14 protein-coding genes and 1 pseudogene are annotated in these 15,849 nt (G+C 66.1%); 5 read left to right on the forward strand and 10 right to left on the reverse strand.

Annotated features, from left to right (window positions below):
• Positions 1 to 6: 6 nt before the first annotated feature.
• The 4 genes and pseudogenes from QP939_RS29075 to QP939_RS29090 form a co-directional block, all read left to right on the forward strand.
• Positions 7 to 1,329: a GH1 family beta-glucosidase gene (locus tag QP939_RS29075; RefSeq protein WP_285449382.1), complete on the forward strand. Its 1,323-nt coding sequence runs from the start codon at positions 7 to 9 to the stop codon at positions 1,327 to 1,329.
• Between the two features lie 486 nt (positions 1,330 to 1,815).
• A complete protein-coding gene (locus tag QP939_RS29080; RefSeq protein ID WP_285449383.1) occupies positions 1,816 to 2,574 on the forward strand; it encodes a hypothetical protein in 759 nt (252 codons plus the stop codon).
• Between the two features lie 1,636 nt (positions 2,575 to 4,210).
• Positions 4,211 to 4,420, forward strand: coding sequence for a hypothetical protein (locus QP939_RS29085; protein ID WP_285449384.1), 210 nt, complete (start codon positions 4,211 to 4,213; stop codon positions 4,418 to 4,420).
• Between the two features lie 737 nt (positions 4,421 to 5,157).
• A pseudogene (locus tag QP939_RS29090) lies at positions 5,158 to 5,617 on the forward strand (transposase); the annotation flags it as partial.
• On the opposite strand, the gene QP939_RS29095 reads toward QP939_RS29090, so the two are convergent.
• From QP939_RS29095 to QP939_RS29135, 9 genes are all read right to left on the reverse strand, one after another.
• Positions 5,589 to 5,771, reverse strand: coding sequence for a hypothetical protein (locus tag QP939_RS29095; protein ID WP_285460045.1), 183 nt, complete (start codon positions 5,769 to 5,771; stop codon positions 5,589 to 5,591). The pseudogene QP939_RS29090 and the gene QP939_RS29095 sit on opposite strands and share 29 nt — an antisense overlap.
• 7 nt (positions 5,772 to 5,778) lie before the next feature.
• Positions 5,779 to 6,498 carry a 5-methylcytosine restriction system specificity protein McrC gene (locus QP939_RS29100; protein ID WP_285459871.1) on the reverse strand — a complete coding sequence of 240 codons (720 nt, stop codon included), beginning with the start codon at positions 6,496 to 6,498 and terminating at the stop codon, positions 5,779 to 5,781.
• A 63-nt stretch (positions 6,499 to 6,561) separates the two neighbouring features.
• Positions 6,562 to 6,867 (reverse strand): hypothetical protein, encoded by a 306-nt coding sequence (locus tag QP939_RS29105; protein ID WP_285460046.1) that lies wholly within the window; start codon positions 6,865 to 6,867, stop codon positions 6,562 to 6,564.
• Between the two features lie 565 nt (positions 6,868 to 7,432).
• Positions 7,433 to 8,083 carry a GPR1/FUN34/YaaH family transporter gene (locus tag QP939_RS29110; protein WP_285449385.1) on the reverse strand — a complete coding sequence of 217 codons (651 nt, stop codon included), beginning with the start codon at positions 8,081 to 8,083 and terminating at the stop codon, positions 7,433 to 7,435.
• A 210-nt stretch (positions 8,084 to 8,293) separates the two neighbouring features.
• The gene (locus QP939_RS29115; protein WP_285449386.1) at positions 8,294 to 9,400 is read right to left on the reverse strand and encodes an NADH:flavin oxidoreductase/NADH oxidase; all 1,107 of its coding nucleotides are present in this window, start codon (positions 9,398 to 9,400) and stop codon (positions 8,294 to 8,296) included.
• Positions 9,401 to 9,465: 65 nt separating this feature from the next.
• On the reverse strand, positions 9,466 to 10,452 hold the full coding sequence (locus tag QP939_RS29120) for a PDR/VanB family oxidoreductase (RefSeq protein ID WP_285449387.1): 987 nt from the start codon (positions 10,450 to 10,452) through the stop codon (positions 9,466 to 9,468).
• A gap of 97 nt (positions 10,453 to 10,549) precedes the next feature.
• Positions 10,550 to 11,881, reverse strand: coding sequence for an MFS transporter (locus QP939_RS29125; RefSeq protein WP_285449388.1), 1,332 nt, complete (start codon positions 11,879 to 11,881; stop codon positions 10,550 to 10,552).
• Positions 11,882 to 12,268: 387 nt separating this feature from the next.
• Entirely contained in the window at positions 12,269 to 12,547 is a 279-nt protein-coding gene (locus QP939_RS29130) for a hypothetical protein (protein ID WP_285449389.1), read from the reverse strand.
• Positions 12,540 to 14,087, reverse strand: coding sequence for a Rieske 2Fe-2S domain-containing protein (locus QP939_RS29135; protein ID WP_285449390.1), 1,548 nt, complete (start codon positions 14,085 to 14,087; stop codon positions 12,540 to 12,542). Before QP939_RS29135 ends, QP939_RS29130 begins: the two co-directional genes overlap by 8 nt.
• Between QP939_RS29135 and QP939_RS29140 the strand changes: the two genes are divergently transcribed.
• The gene (locus QP939_RS29140) at positions 14,059 to 15,369 is read left to right on the forward strand and encodes a TetR/AcrR family transcriptional regulator (protein WP_285449391.1); all 1,311 of its coding nucleotides are present in this window, start codon (positions 14,059 to 14,061) and stop codon (positions 15,367 to 15,369) included. The genes QP939_RS29135 and QP939_RS29140 overlap by 29 nt on opposite strands.
• A 192-nt stretch (positions 15,370 to 15,561) precedes the next feature.
• On the opposite strand, the gene QP939_RS29145 is transcribed toward QP939_RS29140, so the two are convergent.
• Positions 15,562 to 15,849, reverse strand: coding sequence for a hypothetical protein (locus QP939_RS29145; RefSeq protein ID WP_285449392.1), 288 nt, complete (start codon positions 15,847 to 15,849; stop codon positions 15,562 to 15,564).

Here is a 15,849-nt window from a genome sequence, read left to right on the forward strand (position 1 = left end):
CTCAGCGTGGACAGTCCGACCTTCCCGCCCGACTTCCTGTGGGGTGTCTCGACCTCGGCATTCCAGATCGAGGGGGCGACGGCCGAAGGTGGCCGCGGACCGTCTATCTGGGACACGTTCACCGCGACCGAAGGCAAGATCGCCCGGGGCGAGGACGCCAAGGTATCGGCCGACCACTACCACCGTTACTCCGGCGACGTCGCATTGATGGCGGAACTCGGCGTCGGCGCGTACCGGATGTCGATCGCGTGGCCGCGGATCCAGCCGGACGGCTCCGGCAAGCCCAACGCGGAGGGACTCGCCTTCTACAACAAGCTGATCGACGAGGTTTGCGCGGCCGGGATCGCCCCAGCGATCACGCTGTACCACTGGGACACGCCGCAGGCGATCGAGGACGCCGGCGGCTGGCTGTCCCGCGACACCGCCTTCCGCTTCGCCGATTACGCTACGATTGTAGGGGAGCATTTCGCCGATCGGGCGAAACTCTGGATCCCGCTCAACGAGCCGGTGGCCATGACGATCTACGGCTACGGCATCGGCGAATACGCGCCCGGCCAGTTCCTCTTGCTTGACGCGCTCCCGACGGCGCATCACCAGAATCTCGCGCACGGCCTGTCGGTGCAGGCCCTTCGCACGGCGGGCGCGACCGGCATCGGCACCGCGAACAACCATTCGCCGATCTGGCCCGACCACGACACGCCCGCCGACCGCGAAGCCGCCGAATGGCTCGACGCGCTGATCAACCGCACCTTCGCCGACCCGATGCTGCTCGGCAGCTACCCCGAGCAGGTCCACCCGCACCTGCCGGAGAACTTCGCCGACGACTTGGCCGCGATCGCGCAGCCGCTCGACTTCTACGGCGTCAACTACTACGAACCCCAAGGTGTGACGGCGCCTGGCGAGGGCAACCCGCTGCCGTTCGAACTGCGCCCTATCGAGCGTTATCTCATGACCACCAACGATTCGCCGATCATACCGGAGGCGTTGTGCGATCTGCTGGTGTTCCTCCACGAGCGCTACCGCGAGAATCTGCCGCCGATCCAGATCACCGAGAACGGATGCAGCTTCGCCGACGAACCGGGCCCCGATGGCACCGTGCCCGACCTCGAACGGATCGATTTCCTCACCGGTCACCTGCTGGCCGTGCGCGAGGCGATGGATGCCGGCGTGGACGTGCGTGGATACTTCGTCCGGTCGCTGCTGGACAACTTCGAATGGTCCGGGGGGTACGCGCCGCGGTTCGGGCTCGTGCATGTGGACTACGAGACGCAGCGCCGTACGCCCAAGGATTCGTTCGCCTGGTACCGGAAGCTGATCCGTCCTGAGTGACACGGCCGTCGTTCCCGAAGTTGGCGACGCGGAAGACGTGGGCGTCCAGGACGAGCTGCGCGCCGGGCCAGGGCAGCGCGGCAGGTCAGGTGGCTGGTGCAATTGCTGACGGGGCACGGTCTTGCCGGTGTCTGCGTTGTGGGGTTGCCGATTGCGGGTAAGTAGCTTGCGCCCGCCCGTACCGCAGCCGAGAACGTGAACCCGGCGATCCATGTGCGTGTTCGCTGAGTTCAGGAGTCGTGTTGTGACTATTTCACATTCGCAAGATGATCTATTTCATCTTTTACTAGTTGATTTCGTCGAAGAAACTTGCGGAGTCCGTCGCAGGTTTGCCAGTCTGCCTTCCGACCGCAATGAGGCGGCTCCATGCGCCGCGGTTCGTCGATTGTCAACCGAGTGAGGTTAGGGCTGATTCACATGCGATTGAGGCGGATCGTAGCGCTGTCGGCGACAGCGGGTTTGATGGGAGTCGCGGGGACGGCAGGCATGGCCGGGACCGCGCTCGCGGAGCAGGCCACACCCAGTGCCTACGGGTATGTCGCGGGGACGAGCGGGAGCATCTTTGGGAAGTTCCCAAGCGGGGCGAACCTGCTGTCGGCCGCGGCGCCGACGGCGCCGGAGTCCGACCCGGGCGCAAGGATTTCGAGCAACTCGGCGACGTCGATTCCGGCGTTCACGATCGACGGGCTTCCCATCGGGATTGAGGCGGGCGGCGGCGCGGGCGTACTGGCCGTCGACACGAACGCAAACCTGACCACGGGTGTGTCGGCTGCGAAGGTCTCCGGTGTGACCGCGCGAATCGGGGCGAGGCTGACGGTTGAGAAGCTCGTCGATTCGATCTACGGCAGTGTGTCGAGCGACAGCGTCAAGACCGTCCTGCGAATGCTGAGGGCCGGCTTCCCTGATGCGAGCGCCGAAGCTACGTTGTCGTTCACCGGACTCGAGTCGAGCTGCCAGGCCGGTCCGGTTGGCTCGCCGGCGACCGGCGGCGCGTCGTTGACGAACGGCGGCCTCCGGATCGCTGTGCCCGGCTGGACTCCGGTCGACATTTCGTTCGAATCGATCTTGAAGGGCAACCGGTTCCTCGATCTCTTGTTCGGGCAAATAACCGCCGCAACGAATGTGGTGGACAGCCTGCCGGATGGCGGTGTCTCCGTCGACGCGGTGTCGCTCAGGGTGGCCGGGAAGACCTTCAACCTGGGGCACGTCGAGTGTCACCCGGGCGTTGCCGCAGACGGTCAGTGACCTCATAGGACACTTGATCGGTCATTCGTGGGTGAGGCGCGACTCTGTCGCGTCTCACCCACGGTGTCTTCTAGTGTCTCCCCGCTCGCGCGGGGAAGACGAGCCGAGCAGGAACGACATGTTGATAGGGTGAGGGCCATCGTCGCTCGCGCGAGGAAGATGGCACCTGTTGGGTTCCAGAAGTCGTCTCATGTATTTGACCTGGTGCAACGACACGCTCGGCGGGCAGGGCATGATCGCCAGGCATGGCGCTGCGACTGCTCTACTTGGTCTTCCTTCGGCTTGTGGGCCTGCTCGTGCTACCCGGTCGCTCGTCGGCGTCCAAAGATATTGAGTTGCTGGTCCTGTGCCACGATGTCACCGTGCTGCGCAGAGGAACCCCGAAACATCGCCCGGACTGGGCTGCCCGAGCCGTCGGCCGCGCTGGTCTGCCTTCTGCCCAAGGCGATGCGGGCAGACCAGTTGGTCCCCCTGGACACGATCTTTCGCTGGCACCGTTGACTGGTAGGTGCGAAGTGGACCCATTCACATCGGGTCGGACGTCCACCGGTCGACGAGGTGATCCCCGGGTTGATCGAACGGATGGCCACAGAGAACCGCAGCTCGCAACAAGAGGATTCAGGGTAAGTTCTTCAAGCTTGGACACCGGGTCGGAGCCTCGACGATCCGGCGGATTCTGAAGCGGGCGTGCGTACCTCCAGCGCCGGCCCGGCACACCGACACGACCTGGTGGCAGTTCTTGCGCACGCAAGTCTCGATGAAGCTGGCGTGCGACTTCTTCCCCCGTCGACTGTGCGCTCACCCCCAAATGGATCTACGTGTTCTTCGTGCTGGAGGTCGGCGGCCGCTACGTCCGGCTCCTCTGCACGACCACGCATCCGGATGGTAGATCGACCACTCAGCACATCCGTAACCTCGTTCTGGATCTCGGTAATCGAGTCGATGAGTTCAGATTTGTCATCCGCGACCGGGCTGGCCAGTTCGCGGCCTCCTTCGATGCGTTCTGGCCGACGTGGGCATCGAGACGAGTCGGGTTCCTCACATTGCCCACGAGCGAACTGCTACGCCGAAGGGTTCGTGTTGAGAGCCAGAACCGAGCTCACCGACCGTATGTAGGTCCTCAACGAGCGCCATTTGCAGGCCGTGCTCGCCGAGTACGGCCTGTACTATAACGGTCGACGGCCGCAGGGTTCCCGCGAGCTTCGCCCACCACGGCCGACCCACCCTCCGGCAGACCTAGGCTCCCAGCGGGTCAAGCGACAACGCCTTCTCGGAGGCCTGGATCAACGAGTACGAGCGGGCCGCGTAAATCTGTTGTTCAGCGTCGGTGATCGACTTCTGGAACCCCAGAGGTGCCTGGCGTGCTGTTCCCCAGCCACCCGGTGGTATCGATCTCCCCGCCTGCGGAGCCGGGCGGGTTGCAACGCCTCGCGATGCTGTCAAGCGGAGTGGGCGCCGTCGGTGCACGTCGACCCTGACGTCGGCACGTTCAACCTGACGAAATGCTACGCGACGTGGATAGTCGTCCTCGCTATCCCTGTCGGCTGCCAGTCGGACCGTGCGGAAAGCGCAAGCGATCGTCGGCTCGTCGCTTCTCAGATTCGGAAGCGGTGCCTGATTCTTCGTCGACCAAGCCGTGGTCGAGGTTGTGCTGCCGCATGCCGAAGACCGCGGCAAGGTTCTCGCCGTCCTGACACTCTCGAGCGCACTGCCGGCGATCGCCGCCGCGGGAATCAGCCTCCTCCTCATCACGTCGCTGGGCGGGTTCCCCGCGTTTTTCCTGGCCTCCGCCGTTACTGGCATCGCGGCCGCGGTTTGTGTGTTGCCGATTAGGAGGGTGTCCTGACCACACCGGTGACCGGTCCGGTTGGGGCGAGCAGATGAATTATCGTTCCTGGCGATAAGGAAAAATTCACCATCCTTACTTCCACTGATGACGTGGTTCGCCGGTTCAGTCAGAATTGCCAGTGCACCCGCTGCCAGAAAAGTCTTCCCTCCCCGCCAGGAGCTGGGCTTCGGAGCGGCTATTCTACGGTGCCAGAGCAGCCCGGCCGATGCGTGGAGCCCCTCCTGCCGTGCATCGGCCGGGTGCCAGCTCCCCTGCGCGAACAGGGGTTGAGTGGGACGGGAGCGGGCACGCGCCCACGGGGCGGTCGGGTGTGCTTCATTGTCTGCCAATCAGCTCTCGTTACAGTTTAGCCCGTCAGGGCGTCGCTTCAAGGTTGGCAAACGTCGCATTATTCCCCGGCAGGGACAGAGATCAAGGAACGAATCTTTGCTTCGCCTGGACCAGACCGCGCAGAGCCGTTGATGCCGTCGCGTTGTCCGTATTCGGGCGAGGCGGTCGAGCGCCACTGGCAGGTTGGCGGACGAGGCAAACTGGCCAAGACCTGCGGGACCGGTAAGACAGTCGTCACCCCGTGCACGTCGCCGCCCTAGTGCCTGATCAAGAAATGTTGACGTTGTCATCGTGTCGTGGGGACTGTAAAACGAGCGGTGTAACTCCCGATCATGGAAGTGCACCTGATGACCGACATGATGTCCGGCGTGGACAACGCTGAGGACTCGAGTCCCGAGACCGGGATGGACGGTCTGGACGAACAGCTCGTGGCGCAGCTGGTGAACCGCGCGAAGGCCGGTGGGCTGGCGCTGACCGGCGAGGGCGGGGTGCTGGCGCAGCTGACCAAACGGCTGCTGGAGTCGGCGCTCGAGGGCGAGATCACCGACTACCTCGGCTACGACAACGACGACCCGGCCGGCCGCGGGACCGGCAACTCCCGCAACGGCACCCGCGCCAAGACCGTGCTCACCGACGTCGGACCAGTCCAGATCGACGTGCCCCGCGACCGGGACGCCAACTTCGAACCGAAGATCGTGGCCAAGCAGCAGAAACGCCTGGGCGGGGTGGATGAGATGGTGATCTCCTTGGCCGCGTAGGGCCTCACGATCGGGGAGATCCGCGCATCTGGCCGAGGTCTATGGCGCCGAGGTGTCCCGGCAGACGATCTCTACGATCACCGACGCCGGGTCAGCCAACCGGCCACCACTTCAGCGCCGCGCCCGGGCAGCACGTCGATCCGGGCGCCGGTGTCGGCGTCGATCATCACGGTGGCGTAGTCATGGGACCTGCGCAAGCCGAAGTCGCCGATCCCCAGTACCCGCGGCACGACCTGATCCGGCAAGGGGATGGCCAGCAAGACCCGTTCAGCGGTGTCGCGCCCCGAGTGCGATCCCGACTTTGGGCAGCAGCCGGGCGGAGGCCCTGTCTTCCAGTTCGCGCACGACTGCACGGATCTGTTCACCGAGCCGGACGGTGCGTCGCTGGTATCGCTCGACCAGGCCCGGTACCTGCTCCCGGAAGGTCTGGCGCGCGCACTCGGTGACAGGGCACCGCATCCGGTGTATCCGCAACCTCACCAGGACCCGGCGTCCATCGGCCGGCGCATCCGCAGGGACCCGTTCGTGGCGCCGCGACTTGGCCGGCGCCGAGGTCGGCCTCTGTTTCGGTGAGGATGAGTTGGGCGAGCTCGACTGCTGGCCGGTAGTGCTCGTTGAGCCGGGTCCAACCCACCTCGGGTAGATGGCCTGGCGCAGCGGCGGAGCGGTGATGCCTTCGAAGGGGCGTCGCAAACGCGCCAGGGAGCGCTGAGTTCTGGTGCTGTACGTCTGGACATCGGTCAGCTTCTTGACGGCTGCGGCCAGAAGCTGGTTTTCGAGGATGTCCTCGTCGTGCGACTGGTATGACACAGCGAGTGGCAAGTATCGGCCGGGGGAGCGGTGTAGCTGCTGTGTGAAGTCGATGCGGCCGCGGATGGCTGTGTCTGCATGACCGAGCCGCGGATGCTCGCCTGTTGTGACCGCACTGCGCCTAAACTCATGATCAATACGCTCGTGCCGGGCGACCTCGGTGCGGCCGTCGAACACGACGCGGCCGGCCTCGGCCCGGATCTCGGGTGCCGTGGTAGCGACATAGGCGCGGACGACCTGCTAGGATACGTCGCTCATGCTGTGCTCGTCGATCAACCGAGCAAATATCCGCTTCACGGTGTTCCGTTGTTTCCTCGGCGCATCGAGGTCCTTGCGGAGGATTTCGTCGATCACCGGCTTGAACGGGTCCAGCTTCGACGGTCGTGGCGGTGGCTTCTTCCGCGGCTGCGGCCAGGCCGACGCGATCGCCTTCACCACCGTGCGGCGGCCGACGTTGTACTTGCGTTCCAGTGCCCGCCCCGACATCCCCGACCGGGCGTCCCGGCGGATCGCGGCGTAGGGCTCTACCTCCGACTGTGGAGGCATCCGTGCTCCCTGGTCTGAAGCACAGGTATCCTCTCACCGCAACCCCCAAGTGCGATCAAAACTCACGGATACAGACATGGCGACCACGCAGGGTGCGGTCACCAACCACGAGCAACTGCGGTCACATCGGAGTAGGCGCTGACGCATCGGGTTGTAACCCGCATCGTTGGTGATCTGCGCGATGAGCGGCGCCGGGAGCTCGCGGTAGTCCGTAAGGTCGTCGGCGCCAGCGTAGCCGCTGACCTCGCGGCGGGCCCAGTCACGCATCTTCGCTGAGACGGCTTACCCACCGACGACGATGCACTTGTGGAGCAGCGACGCCAGGGAGACCGCCTCGTCGACCACGCCCGCCTGGATGTCGGCGAGCAGCCCGTCCTGCTTGTTCGACATGGCTCATTCTCGCACCCAGGCGTCCGATCCCTCGCCGAGGGCGGCGTCCGCGTTGGGCTGGCCGCGTCCTGCGTAGCGTGAAGTCCGAGTCTGACCTCACCGTCGGGGCGGAGACCGGTGAGAGTCCGAGATCTTCGAGTGTGATCGGGCCCGGGACTGTGGGCCCGAGCTGGGGTCAGCGGGTGAGCAACGGGCGGCCTAGCGGAAGGCCCCGACCGCCGGTTTCGGTGAGCATGAGATCGGCGTAGAGGTAGGCCTGGACGGCGACGAAGGCGAGGACCACAACGCCGCCGGCGCGGATCAGGCTGGTGGCGCCGGTCGCCGCGCCGGCGAGGAGCAGGGCGAGAGCGACGTCGACGAGGCCCAGCATGAGGGTGAAGCTGAACGGCAGGCGCAGGGTCACGAGGGTGACCACGACGATGGTGATCAACCAGCACCACAACCAAGCGACCTGTGCGTCGGTGGCAGACCCCGCGGACGTGCCGAACCAGCCGTGGGACAGATCCAGCGTGAGGACGACGTAGCTGGCGTAGAATCCGAAGAACACGCCGAACAGGCTCGCCGACACGCTCTGTCCGAGCGTCGCGGCCCAGACCGTGGTGATCAGCAGCCCCACGGCGGTGCAAGTGCTGAGGATGGCGAGCGTAGCGCTGGTGGCACCGCCCGGCAGCACGCCGACGTTGCCCAGGCCGAGGCCGAGGGCACCCGCGATGACAGTGGGCACGCCGATGACTCCCGGGTTGCCCGCCAACGGATTGGCGGTCAGCGCTGCTTTCCCAGCAGTGGCGGTGCCGAGGTCTGGGGCGTCATCGGAGATGACAGTCATCGTGGTGCTCCTTCGTAGTGCGGATCGGATCGGTGCGCGGCGTCGATCAGGTGCGGTGGCAACGCCACGGCGGGCGTGTCTCCAGGCTGTGCTCGCCGTGGTGGCGGAGATCGGGTCGGCGACGAGGTGCGAGGACAGGGCGATCGGGGACGGAGCGGCGCCAAGTTGGAGCTGCGGGACACCCGACCGAAGCAGAACGCCGAACCGGCGTCACCGTCGTGCGCGGTTGTACTGCACCGGCGTCGCGACCGCGGCGCCGAGTTCGGTCGCGGCCCGGCGCGCCCAGTACGGGTCGCGCAGCATCTCACGGGCCAGGAGCACCGCATCGGCCTTGCCCGAGGTGATGATCTCCTGCGCCTGCGCGGGTTCGGTGATCAACCCGACGGCGGCAACCGGCATCCCGGCCTCGGTGCGGATCCGCTCGGCGAACGGCACCTGGTATCCGGGACTCGGGACGATCTTCGCGTCCGGGACGTTGGCTCCGGTGGACACGTCCATCAGGTCGATACCGCGCGTCTGCAGTTCCTCGGCGAGGCGAACGGTGTCGTCCGCGGTCCAGCCCTCGCGGTGGTCCTCGGGGTTCTCGGCGAGCCAGTCGGTGGCGGAGATGCGGAAGAACACCGGCAGGTCGTCCGGCCACACCCGGCGAACCGCGTCGACGACCGCCAGCGCGAACCGGGTCCGGCCCTTGAACGAACCGCCGTACTCATCGGTGCGGTGGTTGCTGTAAGGCGAAAGGAACTGGTGGATCAGGTAGCCGTGCGCGCCCTGTATCTCGGCGACGTCGAACCCGGCTTCCAGCGCACGTTCCGCAGCCGCCGCGAACTCCTGGACGATCCCCCCGATCCGTTCCCGGCTCAATTCCTCCGGGACCGCCGAGGCCGCGCTGAACGGCAGCGCGCTGGGCCCGACTGGCGTCCAGCAGTGCGGCTCGTCCGGCGTGAGCCAGCGGCCGCCGTCGACCCAGGGGCGCTCCGTGCAGGCCTTGCGGCCGGCGTGCGTCAGCTGGATCCCGGCGACCGTGCCTTGGGATTTCAGGAATCCCGTGATCCGCCGGAAGGCGTCGACCTGGGTGCGGTTCCAGATGCCGAGGTCGTAGGGGCTGATCCGGCCCTGCGGGCTGACCGCCGTGCCCTCGGTGATGATCAACCCGGTACCGCCCGTGGCGCGCGCGGCGAGGTGCGCGAAGTGCCAGTCTGTCGGCACACCGGCCCGCTCGCCGTCGGGCAAAGCACTGTACTGGCACATCGCCGCCATCCAGATCCGGTTGGGGATCGTCAGTGACCTGAGCGGGTACGGCGTGAAGAGCGTGGTCAACCTCGACTCCTTTGTGGACATCGGTCTCAGTGGCCGTCCCGCGGGGGCACCGGCCGGACGTCGGGTTAGAGATCCAGCGTGAGATGTGCTGTTCGCGCCCGGGAAACGCAGATCATCATCGTGGCGTTCTCGGCGCGTTCCTCGTCGGTCAGGAGCATGTCCCGGTGTTCGGGGATGCCGTCCAGGACGGCGGTCTCGCAGGAGCCGCAGACCCCCTCTTCGCATTGCGACATGTGCTGGACACCGGCGTCGCGGAGGGTGGCGAGGATGCTTTGATCGGCACGGACGGTGCATCGGATTCCCGATCTCGCACACGTGACCTCAAACGTCCTGTTCTGCGAGGTGTCGATCTCGTCAGCGGCGAATCGTTCGGTCCGCACCGCCACGTGTGCGGGTGCGGCGTCCTCGATGGCCGACAGCAGGCGGGAGGGGCCGCAGGCGTAGACGGAGGTGCCCGGGGCCAGCTGCCGGAGCAGCTTCGGGACGTCGAGCCGACGGGTTGCCGAGGAATACGTGCTGACGCGGTCGCCGTAGAGGTCGGCGAGTTCGGCGACGAACGCCATGCTCTCGACGCAGCGCCCCGTGTAGTGCAGTTCCCACGGCACGCCGCGCGAATCCGCCTCGGCGATCATGGCCCGGATCGGCGTGATCCCGATTCCCCCTGCGACGAAGACGACCGGCCCGTCGCCGGTCAACGAAAAGTAGTTCCGCAGTCCGCTGATCCGAAGCGTCGTGCCCTCGGCGACGTGACTGTGCAACCAGGACGACCCGCCCCTCGAGTCCGGCTCCTGCAGGACGGCGATGCGCAGGAAGTCCGCGTGCGGCGGCCCGCACAGCGAGTATTGGCGAGTCAGTCCGACCTGGGGAATGACCACGTCGATGTGTGCACCCGCAGACCACGGCGGAAGCGGCGTCCCCGCTGGTGGCGCGAGATCGAGCGTCATGACCGCATCAGCGACGCGTCGGCGGCGAACGACGCTGAAGTCGAGCGGGAAGGCGCCGGTGCCATCAATGACTGTTTCACTGCTGGACGAGGTGAACGGCACGAGCATCCTTTCACTGTGAGGAGGGGACCGGGGCGGGCGGGAACACCGCCCGCCCCGGTCCGGTGGTTACGGGGTACGGCAGCTGGACGTCGGAACGATCGGCTCAGGCCACGGCGGGCAGCACGGTCTGCTCGCGGCTCTCCTTCGCCGCCTTACCGAGCAGTGTCATGGAGACGAAGCTGATCAAGCACAGGGTCACCGAGTATCCGGCGACGGCCATCCAGGAGCCCGTCCCGGTCAGCAGAGCCTGGGCGATGAACGGCGCGAATCCGCCGCCGAGCACCGCCGCGGCCTGATAGCAAAGCGACACCCCGGTGTAACGGACCTTGACGCTGAAGGCACCGGCGAGGATCGAAGCGATCGGGGCGTACGCCGCGGCGTTGAACGCATTGCCGATCATGCGCACGGCGAGGATCGCCCCGACGGATCCGGTATTGACAATCAGGTAGGTGGGGAAGGCGAGAACGGCCAGCCCGATGATGCCGATGTAGAAGACCGTTCGGTTGCCGATCCGGTCGGCCATCCGGGCCGCGACGAACGTCATGCCGGCGTTGACCGCCGAACCGATGATGGTGACGAGCAGCATCGACGATGCCGCCACCCCGGCGTGGGCGGTGGCGTAGGACAGCAGGAACACCTGGCCGAGGTAGAAGTCCGTGCTCGTCACGATCGTCAAACCGATGGTCAGCGCGACGGTGCGCGGGTACTTGGTCAGCACCTGGAGCAGTGGCAGTTTTTCGGACTTTTTGGTCTTGGCCCTGAACTCCGGGCTCTCTGCCACACCCGAGCGCACGAGAACGGCGATGACCACGACCACGATGCTGAGCACGAACGGGATTCGCCAGCCCCACGCGAGAAGCGCGTGCTTGTCGAGCGCGCCCTGGAGCACGAAGAACATCGCCGCCGACAGGAGATACGCGATGGGGACAGCCGCCTGGGTGAAAGCGCCGTAGAATGTTCGGCGGTTGGGCGGGGCATGTTCGATGGCGATCAGCGTCGCGCCGCCCCACTCGCCCCCGGCGGCGAAGCCCTGGAGCAGCCGGAGCAGCACGAGCAGTGCGGGCGCCCAGATCCCGATCGCCGCGTAGGACGGCAAGATGCCGATCGCCACGGTTGCGCCGCCCATGAGCAGGACCGTCGCCTGCAGCATCGGACGCCGCCCGTACTTGTCGCCGAGGTGCCCGATGATCACCCCGCCGAGGGGACGCATAATGAATCCGGCGCCGAAGGCGGCGAACGCGGTGAGCGTACCCGTCGCTGGCTCGCTGCTCGGGAAGAAGACTTGCGAGAAGATCAGCGCAGCAGCCGTGCCGTAAATGAAGAAGTCGTACCACTCAATCGTCGTGCCGAGCATCGCGGCCACGAGTACTCGCGCGCTGCTCACCTTCTTCTGGGGCAACGTCGGGTCTTTCGACTCCGTCGACGCTTCGATCATTACCGTACCTCCGTTGGTGCGGTGGGCTGGCTCGAGTGTGAAAGCGTTTTTTGCTTCTCCGCGCGGGAAGACGTCGACCTGTTCAGGACGACGGCGACGGACGCGGTTCCGGGAGTTCCTGGTGGTTCGCACCCGAGGCATCACTTCGTTGCTCGCTCAGCCTTGTGAGCTGACGGAGAGCGCCGCTGCTCTCAGCGACACGGCGTGCCGGTACTCGGGGGGCGGGGCGGCGGGCCCGCTTTCGGATTTCGCGAGCGGGCCGGCCGGTGTTCGGGTACAGACCATGCGTGGCAGGGGCGTCACCTGCCGAGGGCGGCTCGGCGGATCACGGGTGGCAGATCGCCGCTCTTCGACGAACGCGCGATCTTGCCGGAGCGATGGAGGTGTTCAGGACCGCAGCGACGGGCGCGGTGCCGGGACTTCCTGGTGAGTCTCGACCCGGCGTCGCAACCACTGCTCGCGCAGCGCTTCGAGCTGTTCGTAGGCGTCGAGCGCGTCTCGGCTTTCGGCCACGCAGCCGGCCAGTTCCGGATATTCGAGGCGGCAGACCCACTCGCCGCCTTCGTTTTCGCGAGTGGACACGTCCATCATGTACGGAATGGACAACGCGTGTTCGAGGGCGCCGTCGCCAGAGGTGCGTCCGGCGGCTTGGCTGATCTCAGACACCGGCGGCCAGCGCGGGATCGGTCGTCGGCTTCTCGGAGCCGTCACGCAGCCCTTGTGTGGCGGTGAGCCAGTCGGCGCCCGTCGGCAGCACCACCCCGCCAGAGCGCTGCCGGTAGAGATCGGGCTCGTTGGCGCCTGGGGGAAGTTCGCCGCTGTCGGTGAAGTGGCGCAGAGCTCGCAGGATCCGGCGCCGCACGCGGATGACCATGACGTCGGAGCTGCCGAGGTGTTCGCCGCTGCGATCCAGCACGGGTCCCATGCTCTCGGTCATGGCCCGGTCTTCGAGGGGAACGCTGTCCAGACCGGTGAAGCTGCGCCCGCTGCGCTGGGCTTCACGGTCGACTTCGAAGTCGTTCTCGATCGTACGAGCGGAGCGGAACCGGCCGTGCCAGTCGGTCGTGTTCGGCAGGAGCTTGAGGTTCTGGTAGGTCTCGGCACCGATCGCGAGATCGCTCGGCACCTCGTCGGCTGTGGCCAGGTAGACCATGGTGTGTTCGTCGTCGAGGGGAACCCGTGCGGTGACGGTCTTGGAGCTGCCGAGCAGCCCGGTGGGGATCATGGTGTAGAACGGGAACAGGTAGTGGGCGATGCGCCAGTAGGTCTCCTGGTCGTTGCCCGCGGGTCGATAAGCGCCGTAGGACGAGCCGAACTCGGTGTCGACCACCTTGTACCGCGGAGCCCGGTCCTCCAGCATGTGGCGCAGGAAGGTGCCCTCCGGCGCGGCGTCGTTGCTCAGGTGACCGACGTGCAGGAACCCGAAGTGGCTCGTGTCGATGTCACCCTCGAGAGCTTGAAGCCAGTTGCAGTTGATCTGGAAGACGTTGATGAACCGCGTCTCGCTCAGTTCCTCGTCGAAGAACTCCAACGCGGGCAACGGCGGCGGCTCGGACTGCGAGCCGAGGTAGGCCCACACGAGCCCGCCCCGTTCGACGACCGGCACGGACCTCGCTCGGACCTTGTCCTTGAAATTGCTCTCGGGCGGCTCGTTCGGCATGTCGAGGCAGCGACCCGAGACATCGAACTTCCACCCGTGGTAGACGCACCGCAGGCCGCCTTCTTCGTTGCGGCCGAAGAACAGCGAAGCGCCCCGGTGGGGACACTGCGCGGCCAGCATGCCCACCTTTCCGGAGCTGTCCCGGAAGGCGATGAAACGTTCGCCCAGAAGAAGAACTCGCACCGGGTCGCAATCAGGCGCGGGCAACTCCGTGGACACCATCGCGGGCATCCAGTATTCGCGCATCATCGACCCCATCGGAGTCCCAGGTCCGACCTTGGTGAGTAGCTCGTTGTCACTCGAGCTGAGCATCGCTTCTCCTCGACTTCGAGGCGTGCCGCAGTACACGGGACGCGCCAACGGAACCCTGGACAGACCCAGGACAGGAACTCGAACATCGTTTACGTTTTCTATTGAGACATGAGACTCGACGCCTGTCAAGCACGTCTTGGCGACCATCCGGCCGAGAAGATCGGCCGATCGAAGCGCCGGCTGTAGCATGAGCAACGTGTCGTCAGTGCCCGAGAACTCCCAGGTCAGTTCCACGGACGTCGCTCTGCCACCGCAAGAGCGAGGTCGAACGCGGCACGCGCAGATCGTGCGCGCCGCGGCGCTCCTCATCGACTCGGCGCCCTCCTCCGGCCGCCGTCCCCTGACGCTCCGGGGGATCGCCGAGGCCGCCGACACGCCCGTGGCATCGATCTACCACTACTTCCCCGACGTGGACTCCATCGTCGCCGCGGTGGCCGCGCAGTACGGCAATGAGCTGCTCGCTGCTGTCGAAGCAGGGGTTTCTCGTCCGACCGAATCGCTGAGAAATCTGCTGGACACCATCTTCTCCATCTACCGCGAGTTCTTCGCGGCGCGGCCCGGATTGCGCGAACTGTGGTTCGACCGGAAGGCGTCGGAGAAGGTCGTCCGCATCCATCGCGACTTCCGGGCAAACCTGGCGAAGATGCTGCACGCGAGAATGCTCGAATACGCGACCAAGCCGCACGACATCCTGGCTTATCAGGTCTGGATCGAAATCACCGGTATCCTGTGGGAACTGGCGTTCCAGTCCGATTCAGAAGGCGATCCCCGCGTCGTCGACGAAATTCACGAATTGTCTGATCGTTTCCTGCGGAGGCGACTGGGCGTCGCCCTTCCGCCATCCGGCCGCGTGATTGAGTCCGACGCCTCGACCGGCTCTGCACCTGTGACAGGTTCGGCGCCGCCAGCCTGGGAGTCGCGGCTGCCACCGCAGGCGCGGGGGCGGAAGAACCGTGCCCGGATCCTTTCGGCCGCAACGGAGATCATCGATTCCGAAGGCCCGCACGGCCCTGATGTGAGCGCCCGCGCGATCACCGAGGCAGCAGGGACGTCACCCGCGTCGATGTACCGCTACTTCGACGACCTCGATTCACTGGTCGGGGCGGTCGCCGCCGAGTACATGCACGACCTCCTGGCAGTCCTCGACGAGGTGGAGGCCAGCTCCGAAGGACTGGACTACGCCTCGCTGAACAAGCGCACGATGTCCGCGTACCGCGAATTCTTCGCGCGGCGCCGCGGCCTGCGGGAACTCTGGTTCGATCGGCACGCGTCCGAGAAGGTGCAGGAAATTCACGCCCACTACCGCCGGCTGCTCGCCGAACGCAACCACGAGGCGATGTCCCGCCACGCTCGCCACCCCGGGGACCTGTTCGCTTACAACCTGCACATCGAAGTGACGGGCGCCCTGTGGGACCTGGCTTTCACGCTGGATCCGGACGGGCACCCGTACGTAATCGGCGAGATCGAAGAGCAAGGCATCGACTTCGTGCACCGTCTTCGCGAGCGTGAGAACTGAGATCTTCAGGAGGACACGGATCGTGAGCGAGCCGCTGCGCATCCCGCTGCACCACTGCGAGCAGTCTTCGAGCTGCTCATGCGACGGATCGCTAAAGCGGAGGGCGAGACCGTCGCGCTTGAGGCCGACTACGTCTGGTCCATCTCGCCGGATGATCTCTACCACCCCTACGCCAAACTGAGCGAGCTCACCTCAGGCAACTGTCGGAATCCTGGCAGTGGCTCGAAGACGTGCTCGAGAACAACTGTCGCCCTGCGCGCCGTACACGACGACGGCGCGCTTGAACTCGCCGAGATCGGCGACCATCGCCTCGCCGACGCGCTCGAACCAGCCGTGGGAGTCGGCGCCGTGGTGGATACCCAGGCACGAGCAGTCGCAGTCGACGCCGGTCGCCTCGAGGCACGCCCGGGTGCACCGAGACAGCGTCGACATGTCTCGGCAGACCACGACGTAGCCGTAGCGGTCGATCGCTGCGATCAC

The organism is Amycolatopsis nalaikhensis (assembly GCF_030264295.1).
In the GTDB taxonomy this organism is placed as follows: Bacteria; Actinomycetota; Actinomycetes; order Mycobacteriales; family Pseudonocardiaceae; genus Amycolatopsis; species Amycolatopsis nalaikhensis.

What these genes read in the sequence shown, in the direction of transcription:
- QP939_RS29080 (WP_285449383.1), top strand. Translation starts at nt 1,816, where the DNA reads ATGGCCGGGACCGCGCTCGCGGAGCAGGCCACACCCAGTGCCTACGGG.
- QP939_RS29105 (WP_285460046.1), bottom strand. Translation starts at nt 6,867, where the DNA reads ATGCCTCCACAGTCGGAGGTAGAGCCCTACGCCGCGATCCGCCGGGAC.
- QP939_RS29110 (WP_285449385.1), bottom strand. Translation starts at nt 8,083, where the DNA reads ATGACTGTCATCTCCGATGACGCCCCAGACCTCGGCACCGCCACTGCT.
- QP939_RS29120 (WP_285449387.1), bottom strand. Translation starts at nt 10,452, where the DNA reads ATGCTCGTGCCGTTCACCTCGTCCAGCAGTGAAACAGTCATTGATGGC.
- QP939_RS29125 (WP_285449388.1), bottom strand. Translation starts at nt 11,881, where the DNA reads ATGATCGAAGCGTCGACGGAGTCGAAAGACCCGACGTTGCCCCAGAAG.